Here is a 22,734-nt window from a genome sequence, read left to right as displayed (position 1 = left end):
ATGAAACTAGAAATTGCACGAGGTTTGTTTTTGGTTGGAGCCTTGGCAGTTGCTTCATTGGCGGTGGCGGCTTGGGAGCAGCCCCGCATGCAAGTCATCGGTGCATCCACAACGGATGATCACTGCGCAGTACCACGGGTGGCCAAAGCCTCCGTGGCCAGCAAACCCGACCATGATTTGTTGCTGTTCATGTTCGGATTGTCTCAAGGGATGAGGCCACAAAGTTGAATCGATTGAAGCCCAAATGAAAGGCCTCGCAGATGCGAGGCCTTTTTTGTTCCCCTGTAGGAGCTGCCGCAGGCTGCGATCTTTTGATTTTGTTTTACAGTTCAGATCAAAAGATCGCAGCCTGCGGCAGCTCCTACAGGGGTCAGGCTTTGTCGGGTTTTGCCAGCAGGGTGTAGATGCACGGCAGGACGAACAGGGTAAATAAGGTACCGATCGACATCCCCGTCGCAATCACCATGCCGATATCAAAACGGCTGACCGCCCCGGCACCGGTGGCCAGAATCAGCGGCACCATGCCAAACACCATCGCCGCGGTGGTCATCAGCACCGGCCGCAGACGAATCGCTGCCGCTTCCTCCACCGCCTCGCGCGCGCTCAGGCCTTTGTCCTTGCGCAGTTGATTGGCGAATTCGACGATCAGGATCCCGTGCTTGCTGATCAGCCCGATCAGCGTCACCAGCCCGACCTGGGTGTAGATGTTCATGCTCGACCAGCCAAGGAACAGCGGAATCAGCGCCCCGCAGATCGACAGCGGCACCGTCACCAGAATCACCAGCGGATCGCGGAAGCTCTCGAACTGCGCTGCCAGCACCAGAAAAATGATCGCCAGCGCCAAAGCAAACGTCACCCACAAGGCACTCCCTTCCTGGACGAACTGCCGTGAGGCGCCGCCGTAGTCGAAAGCAAAACCGGCCGGTGCTTCTTCGCGGGCGATCTGCAACACCGTGTCGATGGCTTCGCCCATGCTCACCAGCGGAAACCCGGAAATCTTCGCCGCGTTGAGTTGCTGGAACTGGTTGAGCTGGCGCGGTCGGGCACGGTCGCTGACCTTGATCAGCGTCGACAGCGGCAGCAATTCGCCCTGGGTGTTTTTCACGTAGTAGTTGTTCAGCCAGTCCGGGTTGTCGCGGTACGGCCGTTCAACCTGGGCGATGACCTTGTAGCTGCGCCCTTCGATGGTGAAGCGATTGATTTCCGCCTCGCCGAGCAGCGTTGCCAGGGTGCTGCCCAGATCGAGCATCGACACGCCCATCTGCGCCGCTTTGGCGCGGTCGATGTCGACCACCACTTCCGGTTTGTCGAACGCCAGGTCGAGGTCGACGAAGGCGAACTTGCCCGACTCCATCGCGCGTTTCTTGATCCGGTCAGCCACTTGCAGCAGAAGCTCGTAATCGTTGGCCGTGTTGACCACGAATTCGAACGGCAAGCCTTCGCCGGTGCCGGGCAGGGAGGGCAGGTTGAAACCGAAAATCTGCAATCCCGGGATCGCGCCCAGTTTGCCCTGCACCTCGGGGAGGATCTGCATCTGCGTGCGGCTGCGCTCGTTCCACGGCTTGAGCAGGAAGCCGCCGATGCCGGCCTGCACACCGTTGTAGCCGTTGATCTGGAACGAGGAGTAGTACTCCGGGAATTCCTTGAAGATCTTGATAAACTCGTCGGTGTAGGTGCTCAGGTAATCAAGGTTGGTTGGCTGCGGGGCGGTGGCCATCATGAAAATGATGCCCTGATCCTCGTCCGGCGCCAGTTCAGATTTGGTGAACTTGAGGAACACCGGAATCAGGCACAGTACGATCACTGCAAACACCAGCACCACCGGGCGCGTGTTCAGCGTGCCGTGCAGCGTGCTTTGATAGCGGCGCTTGAGGCCGTCGAAGAGGCGGTCGAGGCGATGGGCGAGACCGCTGGGGTTCTGTTCGTGGCGCAGCAGATAGGCGCACATCATCGGCGACAGGGTCAGGGCGACGACCCCGGAAATCACCACCGCCCCGGCCAGCGTCAGCGCGAACTCCTTGAACAGCGCCCCGGTCAGGCCGGTGAGAAAACCGATCGGCGCATACACCGCCGCCAGCGTGATGGTCATCGACACCACCGGCATGGCGATTTCCCGCGCGCCTTCAAGGGCCGCGTCAAACGGTGTTTTGCCTTCCTCGATGTGCCGGTGAATGTTCTCCACCACGACAATCGCATCGTCCACCACCAGGCCGATGGCCAACACCATCGCCAGCAACGTCAGCAGGTTGATCGAGTAGCCCATCATCTGCATGAAGAACATCACGCCGATCATCGACAGCGGAATAGTGACCACCGGGATCACCACCGAGCGCAACGCGCCAAGGAACAGGAACACCACGACGATGACGATCAGCACCGCTTCGAACAGGGTTTTTACCACCTCGTCGATAGAAGCCTGGATGAACAGGGTGGCGTCGTAAGCAATCTCGCTCTTGAGGTTCGGCGGCAGCTGCGCTTCCAGCTCCGGCATGATCTTGCGCACTTCCTTGATCACGTCCAGCGGGTTGGCGCCCGGTGTCGCCTTGATGCCGATGTACACCGATGGCGTGCCGCCGAACGAACTGATCGAGTCGTAGTTTTCCGCGCCCATTTCCACCCGCGCGACATCGCTGAGCAGCACGCGGCTGTCGCCACTGACCTTGAGCGGAATGGCGGCGAAGGCTTCGGCGGATTTCAGCTCGGTGTTGGCGTTGATGCTGGTCACCACGTACTCGCCTTTCACTTCGCCGGCGGCGGAGAGGAAGTTGTACTGGCGCACAGCGTTGGTCACGTCGGCGGCGCTGAGGCCGAAACCGGCAAGTTTTATCGGGTCGAGCCACAGGCGCATGGCGAACACCTGATTGCCGAGAATCTCCGCTTCGGCCATGCCCGGCAGGGTCGCCAGTTTTGGCTGGATCACCCGTGACAGGTAGTCGGTGATCTGCGGATTGCTCAGGTCTTCGCTGAAGAAGCTGATGTACATCAGCGCTGAAGCGTCGGCGGATTCCTTGCTCAGCACCGGGTCTTCGGCATCCTGCGGCAGCTGATTTTTGACTTCGTTGGCCTTGGCCAGCAGCTCGGTGAACAAACGGTCGGTGTTGGCGCCGATGCGCGCGTAGATCGAGATCGTCGAGAAGTTCTGGCGACTGACCGAGGTCATGTAGTCGATGCCCTCGGCGCTGGCCAGGCTCTGCTGCATCGGTTGGGTGATGTAGCCCTGAATGGTTTCGGCGTTGGCCCCGGGGTAGGCGGTGGTCACCGTGATCAGGGCGTTTTCCATTTGCGGGTATTGGCGCAGCGGCAACTTGCTCCAGGCCTGAAAGCCGAGCAGCACAATCAGCAGGCTGACCACGGTGGCGAGCACCGGGCGGCGGATGAACGAATCAGTAAAAGCCATGGGTTTTCCTTGATCAGTCGGCGCGGGGCGGACTGTTCTGCTCGCCGAGGGTCTTGTCGTCGCTGATGGCGATGTGCGCGCCGTTGTCCAGTTTGATCTGGCCAGCCGTCACCACTTGTTCGCCGTTCTGCACGCCCTTGTTGATCATCACCAGGCCATCGCGGCGTTCACCGGTTTCGATGAAGCGGCGTTCGGCGATCAGTACGGGTTGGCCCTTGTCGTCTTTTTCGACGCTGCCGTCTTCGGCCTTTTTCTGCCCGACCACGTAGATCGAGTTGCCGTAGAGGGTGTAGGTGATCGCGCTCTCCGGCACGACGATGTGTTTCTGCGGATCGGGCAGCAGCACTTCGAGGCTGGTAAACATGCCGGGCAACAGTTTGCCGTCGGGGTTGGCCAACGTGGCGCGGATCAGGATGTTGCGCGTAGTGCTTTCGACGATCGGGTTGATTGCGCTGATCTTGCCGGCGAAATTTTGCCCGGGGTAAGCCGAAACCGAGATCTGTACGGGTTGGCCGATGGCCAGTTTCGGCACCGATTGTTCGGGCAGGTAGAAGTCGGCGTAGAGGCTGCTCAAGTCCTGCAACGTCGCAATTTTGGTGCCGCTGGCGAGGTAGTCGCCGATGTCGACCTGACGGATGCCGATGGTGCCGCTGAACGGCGCGAGAATGCGTTTTTTCGCCAGCGACGCGTTGAGCTGATTGACCGTGGCTTTGTTCTTTTGCAGCACGGCGGAGAGGCGGTCGAATTCGCCTTTGGAGATGGCCCGGCTATCGACCAGTTGCGCGCCACGGCCGAAGTCCAGTTGCGCCAGACCCAAGTCTGCTTTGGCGGTTTCCAGCAGGGCGGTTTCGACGGCGCTGTCGAGTTGCAGCAACGGTTGCCCGGCTTTGACTTTCTGTCCGGATTCGAACTTGAGTTCAGTGACCGTGCCGGCGACTTCCAGACTCAGCTCGACGCCTTGCAATGCCTTGAGCGTGCCGACGGTGGGCAAGCGCATCTGCCACGGCCGTTCGTTGGCGTTGGCCACGGCGACGCTGATCGGCGGTTTCGGCTTGGAAAAGCCCTGGATCATCGTGTAGATCGAAAAGGCTTTGTACCCGCCCAGCACCAGGACGATCAGCAACACAACACCCAACATGATCAGCATGCGGCGACGCAGCATATTTCCAGTTCCTTGGATAAATCAGGCGAGACAGGCCCGAACATTACTCCGAGAGAGGCAGGTAATCCAACTGCCACTTTTTACACATTCGGCCGGACACAAACCCTGTGGTGAGGGGATTTATCCCCGACCGGCTGCGCAGCAGTCGCAAAACCATCCGACACGGTAAAACCGACAGACTGCGGTTGCAGGTTTTGGGGCGGCTTCGCCACCCATCGGGGATAAATCCCCTCGCCACAGGGACGGCGTTAATTTTAACTATGGGTATCAGGCCATCAGGTGCAGATGGTTGTCCCAGAGCCCTGCCGGCAGTTCCAGCGGTTTGGCCAGCAGTTCATCCTGACGGCAATCGTAGTAGCGGCAACGGCCCTGACCGGAGGTCACGACAAAACCGTCCTGCACCGCACCCACACCTGCGCAATCCGGCAACGGTGCATCGAGGCGCACTTCGCCGCTGTCCAGGTCCCAGATAAAGAAGCGATTGCCACGCGGCGCCGTCAGTGCGACCAGACGCAACTCACTGTGCACCGCAACACTGGCGGTGTAGTGCCCCATCGACTGCAACTGATGCTCCGGCACCGGGAACGCCACGAACGGCTGCCCCGGACGCTTGATCGCCAGCAGTTCCGAACGCTCGTGCGATGCGCCCATGAATTGCTGACCGGCAACGATGGTGCCGTCACTGGCAATGCCCAAATGGCGCACGCTGTTCATCTGCTGGGCGAGGGTTTCCTTGCTCAGCAACGTACCGTCGCGCTGCATCAGCACCAGGCTCGGCTCCATCGCGCTGAGGTTCATGTCGACGCGACTTTCCGCCTCGGTACGAATCCCGCCGTTGGCCACCACCAGCGTCTCGCCATCGGGCATCCATGACACCTGATGCGGGCCGAGGCCGTGGGTGGAAATCTCGCCGCTGTGTACCAGCCGCTCGCCTTCGAACTTGTACACGCCGAGCAAACCACGGCCAGGATCGGTGGTGTCGTTCTCGGTGGCGTACAGGTACTCGCCGTCCTTGTGCACCACAGCGTGGCCGTAGAAGTGCCGGTTCGGCTGCGAGGTTACCGTCTGCAGCAACTTGCCGTCGCGCAGGTCGATCAGGTAACTCTCGGTGCCCGGACGCCGCGCGACGAACAGCGCAATCGGCTGCGTCGGATGGTTGATGATGTCGTGGCAACGCTGGCCGACTTCGGTGGCGAACACCCGCGTGCCATCCAGTCGATAACCGACGGCGTAGTGCTTGCCGTCGGTGTCATCGCGCGCCGACAACAGCAGCGGGCTCTGATCCTTGCGTTTGAACAGCGTCCAGCCGCCCAGTGTCACTGCTCCCAGCAGCGTACTAGCTAAAGTCAGAGCCTGGCGTCGCAGCATGGCACTTGCCCTCATCAGTCACCGTCGTTGGCGTTGAAGCCCAGTTGGATGCCCAGCGCCTTGGCCAGTTCGCCTTCGTGCAGGCGATGGACGACGTTGAGGCTGTCGTAGATGTCGTTGAGTTGCTGACGACCGGCGTCGTCTTCGAGCATTTCGCCGAGCGAGCGCTGAGTGCTGTCGAACAGTTTCAGCGAAGCGGCGTAAGCAGCGTCGATCTTGTCGGCCAACGGCTTTTGCTCAGCCGGCAACAGACCGCGCAGGCCTTTGTTGTCGACGCCTTCCCACACGGTTTTGGCAGCGGCAAGGCTGGCTTCCAGCGCGGTCATCGCCGACTGGCTACGCCATGCATCGGCCTGGAACGGTTGTGGCACGCCCTTGCTCTGGCGGCCCATTGGCGTGCCGAGTTTTTTCTTCAGGGTGTCCAGCGCGGTGACCTGCACGCGCAGCAGATCGGCGATCGCTTCGTGGGAGTCGGCGTAACGCTGGTTGGGGAACTTGGTCATCTGCGCAAGCATGCCGTCGGTGTTGTTCCAGTTCTGCAGAATCTCTTCGGCCAGTTGCTTCTGACGTTCGCCGATGGCGATCAGCAGTGGGCAGTATTTGGCTTTCTGATCGGCGTTGGCCACGTCAGGCTTGGCGTCGAACAGGATGTACTCGTAAGCCGACAGGCCTTGCACCACGACGCTCGATTTGGCCAGTGCGGCGGCATCGATCTGCGGCTGGGCGACAACCAGTTGCTCCACCTGGCGACCGACAAGGTTCTTCTTGTCCGGCCAGAACTGTACTTGCCAGGCGCGGTTGCCCTCGGCCAGCGGACCGATCAACAGCGGTTGCAACTCGGCCCAGGCTTTCTGCGCGTGCAGGAAGTCGGCGCGGGCGGTCTCCAGGGTTTCTTTGCCCTGGCAGTAGGCGAGGGCGCTGACCGCCAGTTGCTTGTCGGCTTCGACCCAACGGGTGTAGGTCGGCAGGATCACCGATTTGGCGATGGCCGCCGAGGTGACCGCTTGCGGATCCTGCGGCGAGCAGGCGCCGAGGGCGAGCGCGGCAAGGCTGGTGAACAGTAGCTTGGGACGGAACATGTCGGGCTCCCGATTCTTTTATCAGTGTTTAAAGTGAGTTCAGAAACGCCAGCAGCGCGGCACGCTGCTCGGCATTGAAAGATAAAACCTGTTGCTGCGCCGCCGTCGCTTCGCCGCCGTGCCAGAGCACCGCTTCGAGCAGATTGCGCGCGCGACCGTCATGCAAAAACTGTGTGTGGCCGCTGACCGCTTGCGTCAGGCCAATCCCCCACAACGGCGGTGTGCGCCAGTCGCGGCCGGAGGCCTGGAACTCTGTGCGGTTGTCGGCCAGACCGTCGCCCATGTCATGCAGCAGCAGATCGCTGTACGGGCGAATCACTTGATTGGCCAGTTCAGGTTCGGCCGCGTTGGCGGCGGTGGTGTATTTCGGCGTGTGGCACGAGTCGCAACCGGCCTGAAAGAACAGGTTTTTGCCGGCGATGACGTCTGCTTCGTTGACGCCGCGGCGTGCAGGCACGGCGAGGTTGCGGCTGTAGAACAGCACCAGACGCAAAATGTTGTCGCTGACTTCCGGCTCGCCGTCCGGCCCATTGCCGTTCGGCGCCTGTTTGCAGGCGGTTTGCGCGTCGGTGCAATCATCGAACGGTCTCAGGCTGGTCGTCAGGCCCATATCACCGGAAAACGCGTGAACATTCTGTTGATTGAGGTTCGGCTGCCCGGCTTTCCAGCCAAATTTGCCCATGACGGTTTTTTGCAACGCGTCATCCCAGACCTGGTTGGGCCGGCCATTGATGCCGTTTTTTTCTTTGGCCTGTGCGGCGGCGTTGGCGAGGATCGCTTCCTCAGGGATCGCTTCAAGCAGGCCGAGGCCGATCATCGGCGGCGCGACGCGTGCGGAAAAACGTGTGTCGGGATGCATCGGGCCGTAGCCGAGTTGAGTGATCTGCAATACCGGTTTGCGCAGTTCGACTTCGGTGCCGTCCTTGAACCGCACGGGCACCGGCGTGTAGTCGACGCGCACCTTACCTTCCGGGGCAACTCCCGGTACGGACATGTCTTGGAACTGGCCGCCGTAGACGGGCTCTGGCACCACGCCGACCTGCTCGATGAGCCGGGCATATTCCGGTGCATCGGGAATCGACAACCGAACCAGCATCGACACCGCGTTGGCCGCATCCGGCGTCGGCGGATGGCCGCGACCGTCCTTGATGTGGCAGTTCTGGCAGGCATTGGTGTTGAACAACGGGCCGAGTCCATCGCGCGCGGTGGTGGTCGACGGCGCGATCACCCACGGGCTGCGAAAGAAGCTGTTGCCGACACTGAAATCCACCCGCCGCGAGGGTGGCAGATTCGCCGAGGGCAGGGAGAACGCATTCTGATCCGTCTTGCGCACGGTCGCCGCACCGCCGGAACGCGCTTCACCGGGCTCGGCCTTGGTGAAACGCGGGGCGTCATCGCAGGCACTCAGGCCTAGGGCCAGCAACAGTGCGGACAAGCGAAGAGGCAGCGAGGGCATCAGACATCCTGCGGACGGGCAAAATAAAGGCGCAAAGTCTAACAGGGCGAGGGGGTTTGAATAAGAGGAATTATCGTTTGCTTGATACAGCGCAAATGCAAACCCCCATGTAGGAGCTGCCGAAGGCTGCGATCTTTTGATCTGTCTTTTTAAAAGCAAGGTCAAAAGATCGCAGCCTTCGGCAGCTCCTACATGGGGTCGTGTACGGCAGGGATGAAAAAGGCGACCCGAAGGTCGCCTTTTTTGACGCGGACGCGTTTGATCAGAACTCGTGATCAGCGTTGTCCGGGTTCAGGTCGCTGATGCCCAGTTTGCCGGCAGCGGCTTCGATCGAACCGGTCTGCTTGACCAGCGAGGCGATCGCGTCGCGAACGATCTGGTTGCCAGCGGTGTTGCCGGCAGCGATCAACTGGTCGTAGTGCTCACCTTTGTTGGCGTGATCGACCATGACCTGGATCTTCGCTTCTGTCGCAGCCAGATCGGCTTTCAGCGCGGTGTCGGCCGCCGGATCAGCCTTGGCCACCAGCGACGACAGGCTGGCGCCGGTCATTTTGGTGCCGTCAACACGGGTGTACTCGCCCAGGTAAACGTTACGAATGCCTTTGGCATCGTAGAAGTGCGAGTAGTGCGTGTTGTCGCTGAAGCAGTCCTGCTCGTCTTCAGGGGAGTTGGCTTCCAGGGAAACCTTCATGCGCTCGCCCGCCAATTCGCCCAGGGACAGGCTGCCCATGCCGAAGAGCATTTTGCGCAGACCGGTTTCGCCCGGCTCGGCTTCCAGGGTGGCGCGATAGTTGTCAGCTACGTTCGGCTTCCAGTTGCCGACCATTTCTTCCAGGTCGCTGACCAGCAGTTGGGTCACGGACTTCAGGTAGGCACGGCGACGATCGTTGTGACCGCCAGTGGCGCCGGCGCCTTCCAGGTAGTCGGAGGCGGGACGGTTGCCAGCGCCAGGGCCGGTGCCGTTCAGATCCTGGCCCCACAGCAGGAATTCGATGGCGTGGTAGCCGGTGGCGACGTTGGCTTCGGAGCCGCCCAGCTCGTTGAGGCTGGCGAGTTTTTCCGGGGTGATGTCTTTGACGTCGACCTTGTCTTCGCCGACCTGAACTTCGGTGTTGGCGATGATGTTGGCGGTAGCGCCCGGGTTACCCAGTGCGTGCTCGTAGGACTTGTCGACGTAGTCGATCAGGCCTTCGTCCAGTGGCCAGGCGTTAACCTGACCTTCCCAATCGTCGATGATGGTGTTGCCGAAGCGGAACACTTCGCTCTGCAGGTACGGAACGCGCGCAGCGACCCAGGCGGCCTTGGCGGCTTTCAGGGTGTCGGCGTTCGGCTTGGCGAGGAACGCGTCGACGGCGGTCTGCAGGGTTTTCGCGGTGGATTCGGCATCGCTGTAAACCGCGAAGACCATGTCGGCGTAGTGCGCGACCACAGCCTTGGCGGCCGCTTCATCGACTTTACCGGCAGCGGCAGGAGCAGCCGCAGGTGCGGTGGTGCTGGCGGCTGGAGTCGGCGCGGCCGGTGCGGCGGCCTTGTCTTTACCTTCGCCGCAACCGGCGAGGGAAATAGCGATGGCCAGCAGACTGGCGGTAGCCAGAGGCATACGAATCATGGCGAACATCCTGCTTCGGTGGTTTATAGGACAGGCGCGGGGGTGCGCAAAACTGCGACATAATGCAAATCTTTCGCATTATGTGTAAAGGGTTGTGGCTGGAAATATTTCTTATTTGCGCGGATCAAAAGATCGCAGCCTCGTTTCACTCGACAGCTCCTACAGGGGAATGCGATTTATGTAGGAGCTGCCGCAGGCTGTGATCTTTTGACTTTTAAAGAATGGCCGCGTTACTGCGTTGTGCCTGCTTGAGGTAGGCGCTCAACTCACGCGCCGGCAACGGCTTGCTGTAGTGATAACCCTGACCTTCGTGGCAGCCTTCGGAAATGATGTAGCTTTCCTGCTCGGCCGTCTCCACGCCCTCGGCAATCACTTGCATGCCAAGGCTTTTGCCCAACTGAATGATCGCGCGAACGATGGTCGCATCGTCGTCGTCATCGAGCAGGTCCTGCACGAAGCTCTTGTCGATCTTGATCTTGTCCAGCGGCAGGCTTTTCAGATAGCTCAGCGATGAGTAGCCGGTGCCGAAGTCGTCGATGGCGATCAGTGCACCGGAGCGACGCAGGCTCAGCAGGTGCTGGGCCGCGGTGCTGATGTCTTCCATCAGGCCGGTTTCGGTGACTTCCAGTTCCAGACTGCGCGGCGGCAGGCGGTACATCTGCAGCAGGTTATTGACCACCCGTGGCAGCTCGGCGTGGTGCAATTGCACCGTCGACAGGTTCACCGCCATGCGCAGATCGGCGAAACCCTGATCGTGCCATTCGCGCAACTGCTTGCAGGCCTGATCCAGCACCCACTCGCCAATCGCGATGATCGTGCCGTTCTGTTCCGCCAGCGGAATGAACAGGTCAGGCGGCACCAGGCCGTGTTCCGGATGCTGCCAGCGAATCAGCGCTTCGACGCCGACCACACGGTGATCGCGATAGCTGATCTGCGGTTGATACACGAGATAGAACTGATCGCGCAGCAAGGCATCGCGCAGGTCTTTCTCCAGTTCGCGGCGACGACGCATCTCGCTGTCGACGCTGGCGATGTAGAACTGATAGCGGTTGCGCGAGCGGGTCTTGGCCAGGGTCATGGTCTGCTCGGCCTTCTGCAACAGCTTTTCGGTGCTGTCGCCGTCCTCCGGAAACAGAGTGATGCCGATGGTCGCGCGCAGGCGGATTTCCTGATCGCCGAGAGCGAACGGCGCCTCGAGGTCATCGAGAATGCTTTGCGCCAGTTCCGCTGCTTCGTAAGGCTGTTCGATATCCGCCTGGACCAGAGCGAACTGATCGCCACCCAAACGGGCGAGGGCGCCGAGGCGGCCGCTGTGGGCGCGCAGGCGATCAGCCAGCGCCAACAGCAACTGGTCGCCCGTCTGGTAGCTGAATTGTTCGTTGATGCCTTTGAAATCGTCCAGCCCTACACACAACACCGCGACCCGGCGTTGCAGCTTGCCGGCGTCGACCAGAATCTTGTCCAGTTGTTGCTGCAATTGCTGGCGGTTTGGCAGGCCGGTGAGGAAGTCGTACTGGGCCATGCGCAGCAGGCTGTTTTCTGCTTCGTGGCGCAGATGGGTGTTGCGTTCGATGGATTCAAGCAACTGGTTGGCGGTGTTGATCCAGATGCCCAGCTCGTTTTTCTCGTGACCCTTGAGCTGCGGAATCTTGTGTTCGCTGGGGCGGTCGGGGTTGATCTCGGTGAGGTGCTCGATGATCCGCGACAGCGGTTTGGTCAGCAGCCAGTGATAGACCAGATACAGCACCAGGCCCATGGCCAGTGCGCGCAACACGCCGGAAATGAAAATGATTACCGAACTGACGATAAACCCTTCGCCATAGGTGGCGGTGTCGAGGGTGATGCTCAAGTCGCCGTAATACTCGCTGTACGGACCGCGCCCCACCAGCTGCGTGGTGAAGGTGCGTTCCTGGCCGAGGATCAGGTCGGTCAGCCAGCGGCTGTTGGAATGCTGCAACTCGCGGGATTTCTGCGCGAGCATGGCTTCGTTGGGATGGCCAATGGAGGCCTGGCGCACGGCGTCGTCCTGGAACAGGCCTTCGATCACCTGCATGCCCATCTCCCGATCAAGGCTGTAAACCGCCTGGGTCGAGGGGTCGCGGAACATGTCGAGGATGCGTTCGGCATCGCCGGCAACTGCCTGACGCGTTTTGTAGGCATCGAAAACAATCTGCGCGCAGCTCAAGACTACGCCGACGATCAATGCCGACAGGAGCACGACCCGGAGCAACTTCACCGACAAGCTGTTCTTGAGTTCCAGCTTCAAAGGGTTATTCCTTAATCCGTGCGGGTAGCGTCAAGTTGCCATGAGTATTGGCAATCCCGTGTTGGCAGTCAAAGGGACAATCAGGCCGAGGATAATTAGCCTGTGGCGTTGGCCGAAATGCTGCTGTCTGGAGTATTAGCCCTAATCTGTACTATGTCGGTAGTTTCGACCCTCAACTTGAGCGCTTCGCAGCATTTTTTCCGCTGTTTTGATGTTAGCCCTCTGTACGGCGGCAGCAAGCCAAGGCAGTGGGAAAAAACCGAGCCCAATTTAGGAGCTGCCGAAGGCTGCGATCTTTTGATCTTCGGCGTACCTGAATACGCCAAAGATCGCAGCCTTCGGCAGCTCCTACAGGAAGTCAAAAGCGTTGAGTGTTCGCAGGTTTCGGCCGTGCGTATGAATCACAGGCATAAAAAAACCCGGCCGAAGCCGGGTTTTTTGACTGGCGCGCAGCTTAAGCGGTGAAGGTTTTGCCTTCGAACTGCTCAGCAACGAACTTCCAGTTGACCAGGTTCCAGAACGCTTCGACATACTTCGGACGAACGTTGCGGTAGTCGATGTAGTAAGCGTGTTCCCAGACGTCGCAGGTCAGCAGCGGGGTGTCGCCGCTGGTCAGCGGGTTGCCGGCGCCGATGGTGCTGGCCAGGGCCAGGGAACCGTCAGCCTTTTTCACCAGCCAGCCCCAGCCGGAACCGAAGGTGCCGATCGAGGTTTTGCTGAACTCTTCCTTGAACTTGTCGAACGAACCGAACGAAGCGTTGATGGCTTCAGCCAGCGCGCCGGTAGGTTGACCGCCGGCGTTTGGCGCCAGGCAGTTCCAGTAGAAAGTGTGGTTCCAGACCTGAGCGGCGTTGTTGAAGATACCGCCCGAGGAAGTCTTGACGATTTCTTCCAGGGTCTTGCCTTCGAACTCGGTGCCTGGCACCAGGTTGTTCAGGTTCACGACATAGGTGTTGTGGTGCTTGTCGTGGTGGTATTCCAGGGTTTCCTTGGAAATGTGCGGCTGCAGGGCATCGTGTGCGTAAGGCAGCGGCGGCAATTCGAAAGCCATGATGATTCTCCTAATCAGGTCTGTTGCGGTGAGCGCAAGGCCGATCACGGGCGGCCAGAAATGCACCGGCGAGTTTTTACTCTTTGCGGCGCAGGGTTCGGATCATAGCACCGGGGTTGCGGCTTAACCACGCAACAACTGTGTGGGATAGAGGTTCCAGAGCTGTTTGGAATAAATCACGACGCCAATATCAGTTGTCCGGCGACCGTGAACATCATCAACGCCACCACCAGATCGAGAATCCGCCAGGTGCTCGGCCGGGCCAACCATGGCGCCAGCCATGCCGCGCCTAGCGCAAGGGTAAAAAACCACAACAGCGAAGCACTCGCCGCGCCGACCACATAAGCTCCCGGCACCGATTGCTGCGCACCGAGAGAACCGATCAGCAGCACCGTATCCAGATAAACGTGCGGGTTGAGTAACGTCACGGCCAAAGCGCTGAGCATTACCGCACGCAACGAACGCACTGTCTGGTTTTCACCCTGATCCAGGCTCTGTTTCGAACAGGCCCGACGCAGCGCCTGGCTGCCGTACCAGATCAAAAACGTCGCGCCGCCCCAACGGGCAATCGCCAGCAATGTCGGGTTCTGCGCCAGAACCGTCGCCAGGCCGAATACCCCGGCCGCAACCAACAGCGCATCACAGACCACGCACAATGCCGCCACCGGCAGGTGATGTTCACGGCGCAGGCTTTGCGCCAATACAAAGGCGTTCTGCGTACCGATCGCCATGATCAGCCCCAACGCCACCAGCAAGCCGTTCACATAGCTTTGCCACATAACCATTACTCCGCGTTGGCTGCGAGATCGCGCAGCGCTTGCATGGCGCGTTCGGCGTCGGCCTGACCGACGAACAAATGGTCGTGGTAGTAACCGGCAATCACGTTGCAGCTGATCCCGGCCTTGCCCAATGCCGTGGCAAATGCGGCGGTAAGGCCGACGGCTTCCAGCGCCGAATGCACGTTGAGGGTGATCCACGCGGCGACATAGTCGAAGCTGAAACCGGCCTGTTCGGCGCGGGAACGTTCGAGAATCAGCGTCAGGCCTTCCTGTTCGCGGAAGCTGCCGACGATCTCCAGGCCATTGGGCATCTGGCCGTCACGCAGGGTGCAGAACACGTATTCGCCGGCGTTGAGTTGCGGGCTCATGCTGCGCAACAGGGTTGTGAGTGAAATTTCGCCAGCCATTGGAGTGGTCCTTGGTAAAGAGTGCTTGCTGGCTATTCTCCGGGCGAAACCTGTATAAGAAAAACCAATAGTGCTGATCGCTCATTAGGAAAACTGATGTTCGACTACAAATTGCTTTCCGCTCTGGCCGCCGTGGTCGAGCAGGCCGGATTCGAACGGGCCGCGCAGGTGTTGGGCTTGTCGCAGTCGGCGATCTCCCAGCGGATCAAACTGCTTGAAGCGCGGGTCGGCCAACCGGTGCTGGTGCGCGGCACACCGCCGTCGCCCACCGAGATTGGCCGGCGGCTGCTCAACCATGTGCAACAGGTGCGCTTGCTTGAGCGCGACTTGCAGACCCTCGTGCCGGCATTGGACGAAGAGGGCCTGCCCGAGCGCCTGCGCATCGCGCTGAACGCCGACAGCCTGGCGACGTGGTGGGCGCAGGCGGTGGGGGATTTCTGCGCCGAGCAGCATTTGCTGCTCGACCTGATCGTCGAAGACCAGACCGTCGGCCTCAAGCGCATGCGTGCCGGTGAGGTCGCCGCGTGCCTGTGCGCCAGTGAACGGCCGGTGGCCGGCGCGCGCAGCGTGTTGCTCGGTGCGATGCGCTATCGCGCGCTGGCCAGCCCGGCGTTCATCGAACGGCATTTTCCTGATGGCGTGCGCGCCGAACAACTGCCGCGCACCCCGGCGCTGGTGTTCGGCCCGGACGATTTCCTGCAGCACCGCTACCTGGCGTCGCTGGGCGTCGATGGTGGCTTCGAGCACCATTTGTGCCCGTCCTCGGAAGGTTTTATCCGCCTGACCGAGGCCGGACTGGGCTGGGGCCTGGTGCCGGAACTGCAAGTGCGCGAGCAGTTGCAACGCGGCGAATTGCGCGAACTGTTGCCAGATAAACCGATCGACGTGCCGTTGTACTGGCATCATTGGCGCAATGGCGGTCAGCTGCTGGGGTTGCTGACCGAGCAATTGGTGCGTTCATCCGCGCAATGGCTGGTGGCTTAAAAGCAGCTGCGAGCGTCAAGCTGCAAGCGGCAAGTCAAGCGCTGCGCACCGTTTTAAACTTGCAGCTAGAGGCTTGACGCTCGCAGCTGCTTTTTTGTTGGAGTTTTGCATGAAAATTCTGGTCACCGGCGCAAGCGGCTTCATTGGCGGGCGCTTTGCGCGTTTCGCCCTGGAGCAGGGCCTGGACGTGCGGGTCAACGGTCGCCGGGCCGAGAGCGTCGAGCATCTGGTACGCCGTGGCGCCGAATTTGTGCCCGGCGATCTGACCGATCCTGATCTGGTGCGCGAGCTGTGCTCCGACGTAGAAGCCGTGGTGCATTGCGCTGGCGCCGTCGGCCTGTGGGGCCGTTATCAGGACTTTCATCAGGGCAACGTGCAGGTCACCGAAAACGTCGTCGAAGCCTGCCTCAAGCAACGCGTCCGCCGTTTGGTACACCTGTCTTCGCCGTCGATTTATTTCGATGGCCGCGACCACCTGAGCCTGACCGAAGAACAAGTGCCAAAACGCTTCAAGCATCACTACGCCGCGACCAAATACCTGGCTGAGCAAAAAGTCTTCGGCGCCCAGGAGTTCGGTCTGGAAACCATCGCCTTGCGTCCGCGCTTCGTCACCGGCGCCGGCGACATGAGCATCTTCCCGCGCCTGCTGAACATGCAGCGCAAGGGCCGGCTGGCGATCATCGGCAATGGCCTGAACAAGGTCGATTTCACCAGCGTGCAAAACCTCAACGAAGCCATGCTCAGCAGTCTGCTGGCCGCCGGCTCCGCGTTGGGCAAGGCTTACAACATCAGCAACGGCGCGCCGGTGCCATTGTGGGATGTGGTCAATTACGTGATGCGCAGGATGGAAGTCCCACAGGTCACCCAGTACCGGTCCTACGGGCTGGCCTACAGTGTCGCCGCGTTGAATGAAGGCGCTTGCAAACTCTGGCCGGGGCGTCCGGAGCCGACGCTGTCGCGGCTGGGCATGCAAGTCATGAAGAAAAATTTCACCCTCGACATCAGTCGCGCCCGGCATTATCTGGACTACGATCCGAAAGTCAGCCTGTGGTCGGCGCTGGATGAGTTCTGCGCGTGGTGGAAAGCTCAGGACATTCGTTGAAACGATTCGGCCCGGCGGCAATGAACCGCACCGCCCGTTGGGGGTCAATCCCTGCGGTTGCGGCGGTTATACTTCGCAGCATTTAGCCATCACCGCGTTTCACAAAGGTTGCCTCAATGTCCATGCGTAATGATGCCCACGACGATTTCGACGATGTCCCGAGCCTGCGTGCCGACACCTTCGACGACGATGACATTCCGACCACTGCGCGCACCTCCGTGCACTCGCGCACGCCACCGGTGGTCCAGGTCAAAGCCGCAAGCACCGGGCCGCTGTGGGCATTGGTCGGCGCGTTGTTCTTTGCCTTCATCGGCTTGGCCTGGTGGAGTTTCCAGCAGATTTCGCTGATGGAACAACAACTGGTCGCGACCCAGGAAAGCTTTGCGCGCATCAGTGAAGAAGCGGCGGGGCGCCTGCAGGACATTTCCGGCAAGGTCGTGGCCAGCCAGAGCAACGTCACCAGTGACAGCGAAGCCCTGAAGCTGCAGATCAAACAGCTTGAAGGCAAGCTGCTCGATCAGAGCAAACAGCAGCAGGGCGTCGCCGGTCAGGCCAGCGATCTCGATAAGCGCCTTGCGCAGATGACCGCGCAAACTACCGAACAACAAAACGCCAACACCCAGTTGCAGGCACAGGTCAAAGCCTTGAGTGCGGAGCTGGCGACGGTGAAAAGCACCCCGGCCGACACCAGCAAGGTCGATGCGCAGTTGAAGTCCTTCGAGGCGCAGTTCAAGAGCCTTGGCGCCGATATTGCCGCGTTGAAGAAACAGGGCAATCCGAGCGCGGCGATTGATCGTCTGGAACAGGAAATCGTCGTCCTCAAAAGCGAACAGGACAACCGCCCGGCAGCCCCGCAGGGTGGCGGCAATACGGCTGAGTTCGACGCGTTCCGTGGGCAGATGACGCGCAACATCAACACACTGCAGGCGCAGATCCAGAACTTGCAGCAGCAAATAAATTCCCGGCCATAACTCAGATCACTTAATGCGGGGAGCCTTTGTGGTGAGGGGATTCATCCCCGATGGAGTGCGGAGCGCTCCCCTGCATTTCTCCAGCAATACCGATTGCTCAGTTTTTGGGGCTGCTTCGCAACCCATCGGGGATGAATCCCCTCACCACAGAAATCTCCTTTGTCACAGGAAGATGCGGCAATCTCTCGATTCATCTTCAACCTCCGTCTAACGCCAACCCGTCTACGCTCTTGAAACACCAACAGGAACGAGGGATGCGTCATGGGGTTTGTGCATAAATTCGCCTGGCTCTGTTTGCTGTTATTGGCCGGATTCGGCCAGGCCAGCGCCGCGACCGCCGCAAAAGATGACAGCCAGGCCGCCATCGCCTTGCTGGAAAAAGCGCTGGCCTATTACCACGACAACGGCGACAAGGCCTTCGCCGCGTTCAGCCGCCAAGGCGAGTTCGTCGACAAGGATCGCTATGTATTCGTGGTCGATACCAAAGGCGTGATGCTTGCCAGCGGCGGGCCGTCTTCAGCGCTGATCGGCCGTGACGTCAGTGAAGTGCTCGGGCCAGATCTGCAAAAGGCCTTCAAGGAGGCGTTGCGGGTGCCGGAAGGCAATGGCATTCAGCAAGCCGAATACCGCTGGCAGAACCAGGCAGATGGCAAGGTCGAGCGCAAGCATGTGTTCTACCAACGCATCGGGCAGCGGATTCTGGCGGTCGGCTATTACCTGCCGCGCGCCTCGGCCGAGCAGGCCAAAGCCCTGCTGGACAAAGCCGCGACCGATCTGAGCAAGGATGAGAAGGGCACGCTGACGGCGATCAATTCGCTCAAGGGCGGGTATTTGCAGGATGATCTGTACGTGTTCGTGGTCGACCTGAACACCCAGCGCTATGTCGCGCATGGCACCAATTTGCGGCTGGTCAATACCGACTTCGGCAAGGTCAAGGATCCGGAGGGCAAACCGGTCGGCGAGCCGATTCTGGCGCTGATCGGCAAGCAGGATGACGGCGAGTATGAGTATCGCTGGAAGAACCCGGTCACCGGCAAGGTCGAGGATAAACATGCCTACCTGAAGAAGGCTGGGCATTTTCTGGTGGCGGTGGGTTACTACAGCCCTTGAAGATCAAAAGATCGCAGCCTGCGGCAGCTCCTACATGATTATTCCCCTGTAGGAGCTGCCGCAGGCTGCGATCTTTTGCTGTTTTATTTGGCGCCGTGCTCGCGCCCGCGCAGCAGGCTATTGGGCATCGCAATCGCCGCCGCGAGCCCGAGCAAAGACACCGCCGCACTCACCCACAGCAAATGGCGGAATGTCACCAGCAACTCGGCGCGCAAGGCATTTTGTGCATCCCCCGGTGCTGCGTTCAAACCATCAAGCAAGACGTTGCCCGAATGCCCCTCGCTCATCAGCGAACTGCTCGCCAAATGGGCGAAACTTGAATCCTGCAACAGCGCCAGCAGCAGCGCCGACATCAACGCCACACCCACCGCGCCGCCCAGTGAACGGAACAGGTTGGTGGTGCTGGTGGCCACGCCGATGTCGCGCTGCTCCACCGAGTTCTGCGTGCCGACCAGCGAGGTCGGGAACTGCATGCCGCTGGAAATGCCGCAGAGCAACATGAACAAGCCGCTGATGAAAGTCGCCTCGGGTGGACTGAATGCCATGCCGAGAATCGAGATCGGCATCAGCAGCGCGCCGGTCAGAATCTGCGGTTTGTAGCGCCCGGTGATCGACGTGCGACGCCCGGCGAAATAGGCACCGATCGGCAGGCCCATCGCCAGCGGCAGCAAGTGCAACGCCGCGCTGTCGGCGCCGGCACCGGTGACGGTCTGAAAGCGCAACGGCATCAATACGATCAACGAAATCGCCTGGAAACTGGTGAAGAAAATCGTGCACCAGCACAGCAAGGCATTGCGGTTGGCGAACAGGTGCATCGGTAGCAACGGTTCACGCGCACGGCGTTCGTGCCAGACAAATACCGCCAAAACCACCACCGCACACGCGAACAAGCCAAGCACTTCGCCGCTGCGCCACGAATGACCCTGACCGACCTGAGTAATGCCCAGCAGCAGCGCCGTCAGGCCAATGATCATCAGCAGTGTGCCGAGATAATCGATGACCGGTTTGCGCTGCGGAATCGGCAGGCCGCGCAAGTTGCGCCGTGCCACCCAGTAAGCGCCGAGGCCCAGCGGCAGGTTGATCAGAAACACCCAGCGCCACGACAGGTATTCGGTCATGTAACCACCGAGCACCGGCCCGGCGACGCTAGCCACCGCGTACATGCTGCTGAAGTAACCCTGATAGCGCCCGCGTTCACGCGGCGGCACGATGTCGCCGATGATCGCCTGACTCACCGAAATCATCCCGCCGGCGCCGATGCCCTGAAGGATCCGAGCCAGCACCAGTTGCTCCATGCTCTGCGCCATGCCGCAAAACAGCGAGGCGAGGGTGAACAGGCCCATGCCGAACAGCATCAGTTTGCGTCGCCCGTACAAATCGCCGAGCTTGCCGTAGATCGGCACGGCCACGGTCATCGCCACCATGTACCCGGAAATCACCCAGGCCAGCAGGCTGACGTCCTTGAACTGAGCAGAAATGGCCGGCATCGACACGGCGACGATGGTCTGATCGAGTGCACCAAGAAAGATCGCCATCATCAGCGCGACCAGCACGCTGCGAATGGCCGGTTTGGGCGTTTCGGGGTGATTGAGATTGGTCACGGGCAAAACCTGCGGGCAGTGAGAGTCCCGCAGATCGTCAGGCGAGCGGGGATGCTCGCCAGTGTAAGTCGGTAGCAGGCTATTCGATAGCCTCATAAGGAAGTCCGACGTAATTTTCTGCAATGGTTTTTCGGCCCGCTTCTGAACTGACAAAGTAGTCCAGTTCCGAGGCACTGATGCGCTGGCTGAACGCATCGTGATCGTCGAAGCGGTGCAGCATCGAGGTCATCCACCAGGAAAACCGTTCGGCTTTCCACACGCGGCGCAGGCAGATCTCCGAGTATTTATCCAACAGCTCGGTGCGACCGTCGCGGTAAACCTTCAGCAGGATATTGAACAAGGTGCTGACGTCGCTTGCCGCCAGATTAAGGCCTTTGGCGCCAGTCGGCGGCACGATGTGCGCCGCGTCACCGACGAGGAACATCCGCCCGTACTGCATTGGCTCGACGACAAAACTGCGCAGCGGCGCGATGCTTTTTTCGATGGACGGGCCGGTGACCAGTTGCTCGGCCAGCGACTCAGGCAAACGACGTTTCAACTCATCCCAGAAGCGTTGATCGCTCCAGTCATCGACGTTTTCCTCCGCCGGCACTTGCAGGTAATAGCGGGTGCGCGTTGCCGACCGCATGCTGCACAAGGCAAACCCGCGCTCGTGGCGGGCGTAGACCAGTTCCTCATGCACCGGCGGCGTGTCGGCAAGAATGCCCAGCCAGCCGAACGGATAAACCCGTTCGAACACCTTCAAGCATTCAGCAGGAATCGACTGCCGCGCGACCCCGTGGAAACCGTCGCAACCGGCGATGTAGTCGCAATCGACGCGCCAGGTTTCGCCGTCCTTTTCGAAGGTGACAAAAGCTTCGTCGCTTTTCATGCCGTGGGGAACGACATTGCTTGCTTGATAAACAGTCGGCGCACCGGCCTCCCGACGAGCGGCCATCAGGTCGCGGGTGACTTCGGTCTGGCCGTAGATCATCACGCTCTTGCCGCCGGTCAGCGCATGCAAATCGATGTGTACTTGTTGCCCATTGAGGGCCAGGTCGAAACCGTGGTGAACCAGACCTTCAGCGTCCATCCGCTGACTCACCCCAGCCTGACGCAACAGCTCTACCATGCCTTGTTCAAGCACGCCGGCGCGGATACGCCCGAGCACATAGTCGGGGGCCTGACGTTCGACAATGAGAGTGTCGATGCCGGCGTTGTGCAGCAACTGACCGAGGAGCAAACCGGACGGACCGGCGCCGATGATGGCGACTTGGGTTTTCAGCGTTTTCATTGTTTTTATAACTCGCAAGCTTCACGCGACAATCGCCGCTGAATGATTTTTATGGATCGAGTGCTTGCATTTTTCCCTTGCGGGTCTGTCAATTGAAGGTGAAAACTGAGCCGATACCTGTACATTCTGCCAATCGGTGCGATTATCGCCCGCAAACCCCGAGGCCTGGATTGAAGTGATGAACAAGCCTGACCTGCCTTCGATTCCGGTGTTCAAGCTCTACGGTGAAAGCCTGGACTGGCCCACCCCTGACTTGCTGCACTGTGAAACCATTTCCTCCCGCAGCCGCGAACATCAATGGGAAATCAAACCCCACCGCCACGCCGATTTGTGCCAATTACTCTTCGTTTTCAAAGGTCAGGCAGAGCTTGAAATCGAAGGGCAACGCACGCAGCTCAAGACACCCGCCATTCAAGTCCTGCCACCGCTGTCGGTGCACGGCTTTCGTTTTTCCGAGGACGTTGAAGGATTCATCGTCACCCTCGCCACACCGCTGATCAACCATTTGCAGGCGCAACTGGGCGACGCGGTACACGCACTTGCCGAAACCGAAAGTTACCCGGCAGGCGCGGACGGCGAATACCTGAACAGTCTGTTTTGTGCGTTGCAGGCCGAATACAACGGTCATCAACCGGCGCGGGAAATGCTCATGCATGCGCTGGTCAGCGTGATCATGGTCTGGGTCAGTCGCCAGGCGATTGTTCGGCATAACGCCAGCCAGCGGCCGCAGCGTCAGCGCGAGTACCTCAACGGTTTCATTCAACTGGTGGAGGAGACTTATCGCCAGCACGTGAAGGTCGAAGACCTGGCGCATCGACTGGGAATTTCGGTGTCGCACCTCAACGGCACGTGCCGTGAACTGGCGGGGCAACCGGCGTTGCAGATCATGCACGAACGCCAGTTGCTGGAAGCCAAGCGCCTGCTGACGTACACCAGCATGACCATTTACGAGATGTCGGAACTGCTCGGTTTTTCCGATCCGACCAACTTCACACGGCTGTTCCGCCGCAGGGTCGGGATCTCACCAAAAGCCTTCCGCGATCGCCTGAAGGCCGAACAGTAACCTCAAAGCCGCTGCAAAAAATGTGGGAGCTGGCTTGCCAGCGATAGCGGTGGTTC

19 protein-coding genes are annotated in these 22,734 nt (G+C 60.2%); 7 read left to right on the top strand and 12 right to left on the bottom strand.

All coding sequences use genetic code 11. The annotated features are described in order from the left end of the window. Positions 1-228, top strand: coding sequence for a hypothetical protein (locus EJA70_RS23175; RefSeq protein ID WP_045123044.1), 228 nt, complete (start codon positions 1-3; stop codon positions 226-228). A gap of 142 nt (positions 229-370) precedes the next feature. Here the strand turns inward: EJA70_RS23175 and EJA70_RS23170 are convergent, their stop codons facing one another. The 7 genes from EJA70_RS23170 to EJA70_RS23140 all read right to left on the bottom strand — a co-directional run bounded on the left by EJA70_RS23170 (position 371) and on the right by EJA70_RS23140 (position 12,337). Continuing rightward, positions 371-3,397: a multidrug efflux RND transporter permease subunit gene (locus EJA70_RS23170; protein WP_158833773.1), complete on the bottom strand. Its 3,027-nt coding sequence runs from the start codon at positions 3,395-3,397 to the stop codon at positions 371-373. A 13-nt stretch (positions 3,398-3,410) separates the two neighbouring features. Beyond that, the gene (locus EJA70_RS23165; RefSeq protein WP_158833771.1) at positions 3,411-4,559 is read right to left on the bottom strand and encodes an efflux RND transporter periplasmic adaptor subunit; all 1,149 of its coding nucleotides are present in this window, start codon (positions 4,557-4,559) and stop codon (positions 3,411-3,413) included. A gap of 267 nt (positions 4,560-4,826) precedes the next feature. Next, on the bottom strand, positions 4,827-5,927 hold the full coding sequence (locus tag EJA70_RS23160) for a DUF1513 domain-containing protein (RefSeq protein WP_158833769.1): 1,101 nt from the start codon (positions 5,925-5,927) through the stop codon (positions 4,827-4,829). 14 nt (positions 5,928-5,941) lie between these two features. Beyond that, the gene (locus EJA70_RS23155) at positions 5,942-7,006 is read right to left on the bottom strand and encodes an imelysin family protein (protein ID WP_158833767.1); all 1,065 of its coding nucleotides are present in this window, start codon (positions 7,004-7,006) and stop codon (positions 5,942-5,944) included. Positions 7,007-7,034: 28 nt separating this feature from the next. Next, complete coding sequence (locus tag EJA70_RS23150) at positions 7,035-8,462, bottom strand: di-heme oxidoredictase family protein (RefSeq protein ID WP_158833765.1); 1,428 nt, start codon at positions 8,460-8,462, stop codon at positions 7,035-7,037. A 262-nt stretch (positions 8,463-8,724) separates the two neighbouring features. Continuing rightward, positions 8,725-10,071 (bottom strand): imelysin family protein, encoded by a 1,347-nt coding sequence (locus EJA70_RS23145; RefSeq protein ID WP_008085485.1) that lies wholly within the window; start codon positions 10,069-10,071, stop codon positions 8,725-8,727. A 214-nt stretch (positions 10,072-10,285) separates the two neighbouring features. Then, positions 10,286-12,337 (bottom strand): bifunctional diguanylate cyclase/phosphodiesterase, encoded by a 2,052-nt coding sequence (locus tag EJA70_RS23140; protein ID WP_158833764.1) that lies wholly within the window; start codon positions 12,335-12,337, stop codon positions 10,286-10,288. A gap of 102 nt (positions 12,338-12,439) precedes the next feature. Between EJA70_RS23140 and EJA70_RS23135 the strand changes: the two genes are divergently transcribed. Beyond that, complete coding sequence (locus EJA70_RS23135) at positions 12,440-12,802, top strand: hypothetical protein (RefSeq protein ID WP_158833762.1); 363 nt, start codon at positions 12,440-12,442, stop codon at positions 12,800-12,802. Here EJA70_RS23135 and EJA70_RS23130 read toward each other — a convergent pair. The 3 genes from EJA70_RS23130 to EJA70_RS23120 all read right to left on the bottom strand — a co-directional run bounded on the left by EJA70_RS23130 (position 12,792) and on the right by EJA70_RS23120 (position 14,574). Beyond that, on the bottom strand, positions 12,792-13,388 hold the full coding sequence (locus EJA70_RS23130; protein ID WP_008085479.1) for a superoxide dismutase: 597 nt from the start codon (positions 13,386-13,388) through the stop codon (positions 12,792-12,794). The two genes, EJA70_RS23135 and EJA70_RS23130, sit on opposite strands and share 11 nt — an antisense overlap. Positions 13,389-13,564: 176 nt before the next feature. Next, positions 13,565-14,167: a LysE/ArgO family amino acid transporter gene (locus EJA70_RS23125; RefSeq protein ID WP_008085477.1), complete on the bottom strand. Its 603-nt coding sequence runs from the start codon at positions 14,165-14,167 to the stop codon at positions 13,565-13,567. 5 nt (positions 14,168-14,172) lie between these two features. Then, a complete protein-coding gene (locus tag EJA70_RS23120; RefSeq protein WP_158833760.1) occupies positions 14,173-14,574 on the bottom strand; it encodes an ACT domain-containing protein in 402 nt (133 codons plus the stop codon). Positions 14,575-14,670: 96 nt separating this feature from the next. Between EJA70_RS23120 and EJA70_RS23115 the strand changes: the two genes are divergently transcribed. From EJA70_RS23115 to EJA70_RS23100, 4 genes are all read left to right on the top strand, one after another. Beyond that, positions 14,671-15,558, top strand: coding sequence for a LysR family transcriptional regulator ArgP (locus EJA70_RS23115; protein ID WP_158833758.1), 888 nt, complete (start codon positions 14,671-14,673; stop codon positions 15,556-15,558). 109 nt (positions 15,559-15,667) lie between these two features. Next, entirely contained in the window at positions 15,668-16,660 is a 993-nt protein-coding gene (locus tag EJA70_RS23110; RefSeq protein WP_158833756.1) for an NAD(P)-dependent oxidoreductase, read from the top strand. 116 nt (positions 16,661-16,776) lie between these two features. Further along, positions 16,777-17,631: an ATPase gene (locus EJA70_RS23105; protein ID WP_158833754.1), complete on the top strand. Its 855-nt coding sequence runs from the start codon at positions 16,777-16,779 to the stop codon at positions 17,629-17,631. Positions 17,632-17,892: 261 nt separating this feature from the next. Then, positions 17,893-18,741 (top strand): cache domain-containing protein, encoded by an 849-nt coding sequence (locus tag EJA70_RS23100; RefSeq protein ID WP_158833752.1) that lies wholly within the window; start codon positions 17,893-17,895, stop codon positions 18,739-18,741. Positions 18,742-18,824: 83 nt separating this feature from the next. On the opposite strand, the gene EJA70_RS23095 is transcribed toward EJA70_RS23100, so the two are convergent. Beyond that, on the bottom strand, positions 18,825-20,342 hold the full coding sequence (locus EJA70_RS23095) for an MDR family MFS transporter (protein WP_158833750.1): 1,518 nt from the start codon (positions 20,340-20,342) through the stop codon (positions 18,825-18,827). A 79-nt stretch (positions 20,343-20,421) separates the two neighbouring features. Beyond that, the gene (gene pobA, locus EJA70_RS23090) at positions 20,422-21,606 is read right to left on the bottom strand and encodes a 4-hydroxybenzoate 3-monooxygenase (protein WP_371924617.1); all 1,185 of its coding nucleotides are present in this window, start codon (positions 21,604-21,606) and stop codon (positions 20,422-20,424) included. A gap of 187 nt (positions 21,607-21,793) precedes the next feature. Between pobA and EJA70_RS23085 the strand changes: the two genes are divergently transcribed. Continuing rightward, on the top strand, positions 21,794-22,678 hold the full coding sequence (locus EJA70_RS23085; protein ID WP_158833746.1) for a helix-turn-helix domain-containing protein: 885 nt from the start codon (positions 21,794-21,796) through the stop codon (positions 22,676-22,678). Positions 22,679-22,734 lie beyond the last annotated feature (56 nt).

Origin of the sequence: Pseudomonas sp. PB103 (genome assembly GCF_009764635.1) — a bacterium.
In the GTDB taxonomy this organism is placed as follows: domain Bacteria; phylum Pseudomonadota; class Gammaproteobacteria; order Pseudomonadales; family Pseudomonadaceae; genus Aquipseudomonas.
Note: the sequence above shows the minus strand (reverse complement) of the source record. Positions and strands in the feature narration are given on the sequence as shown.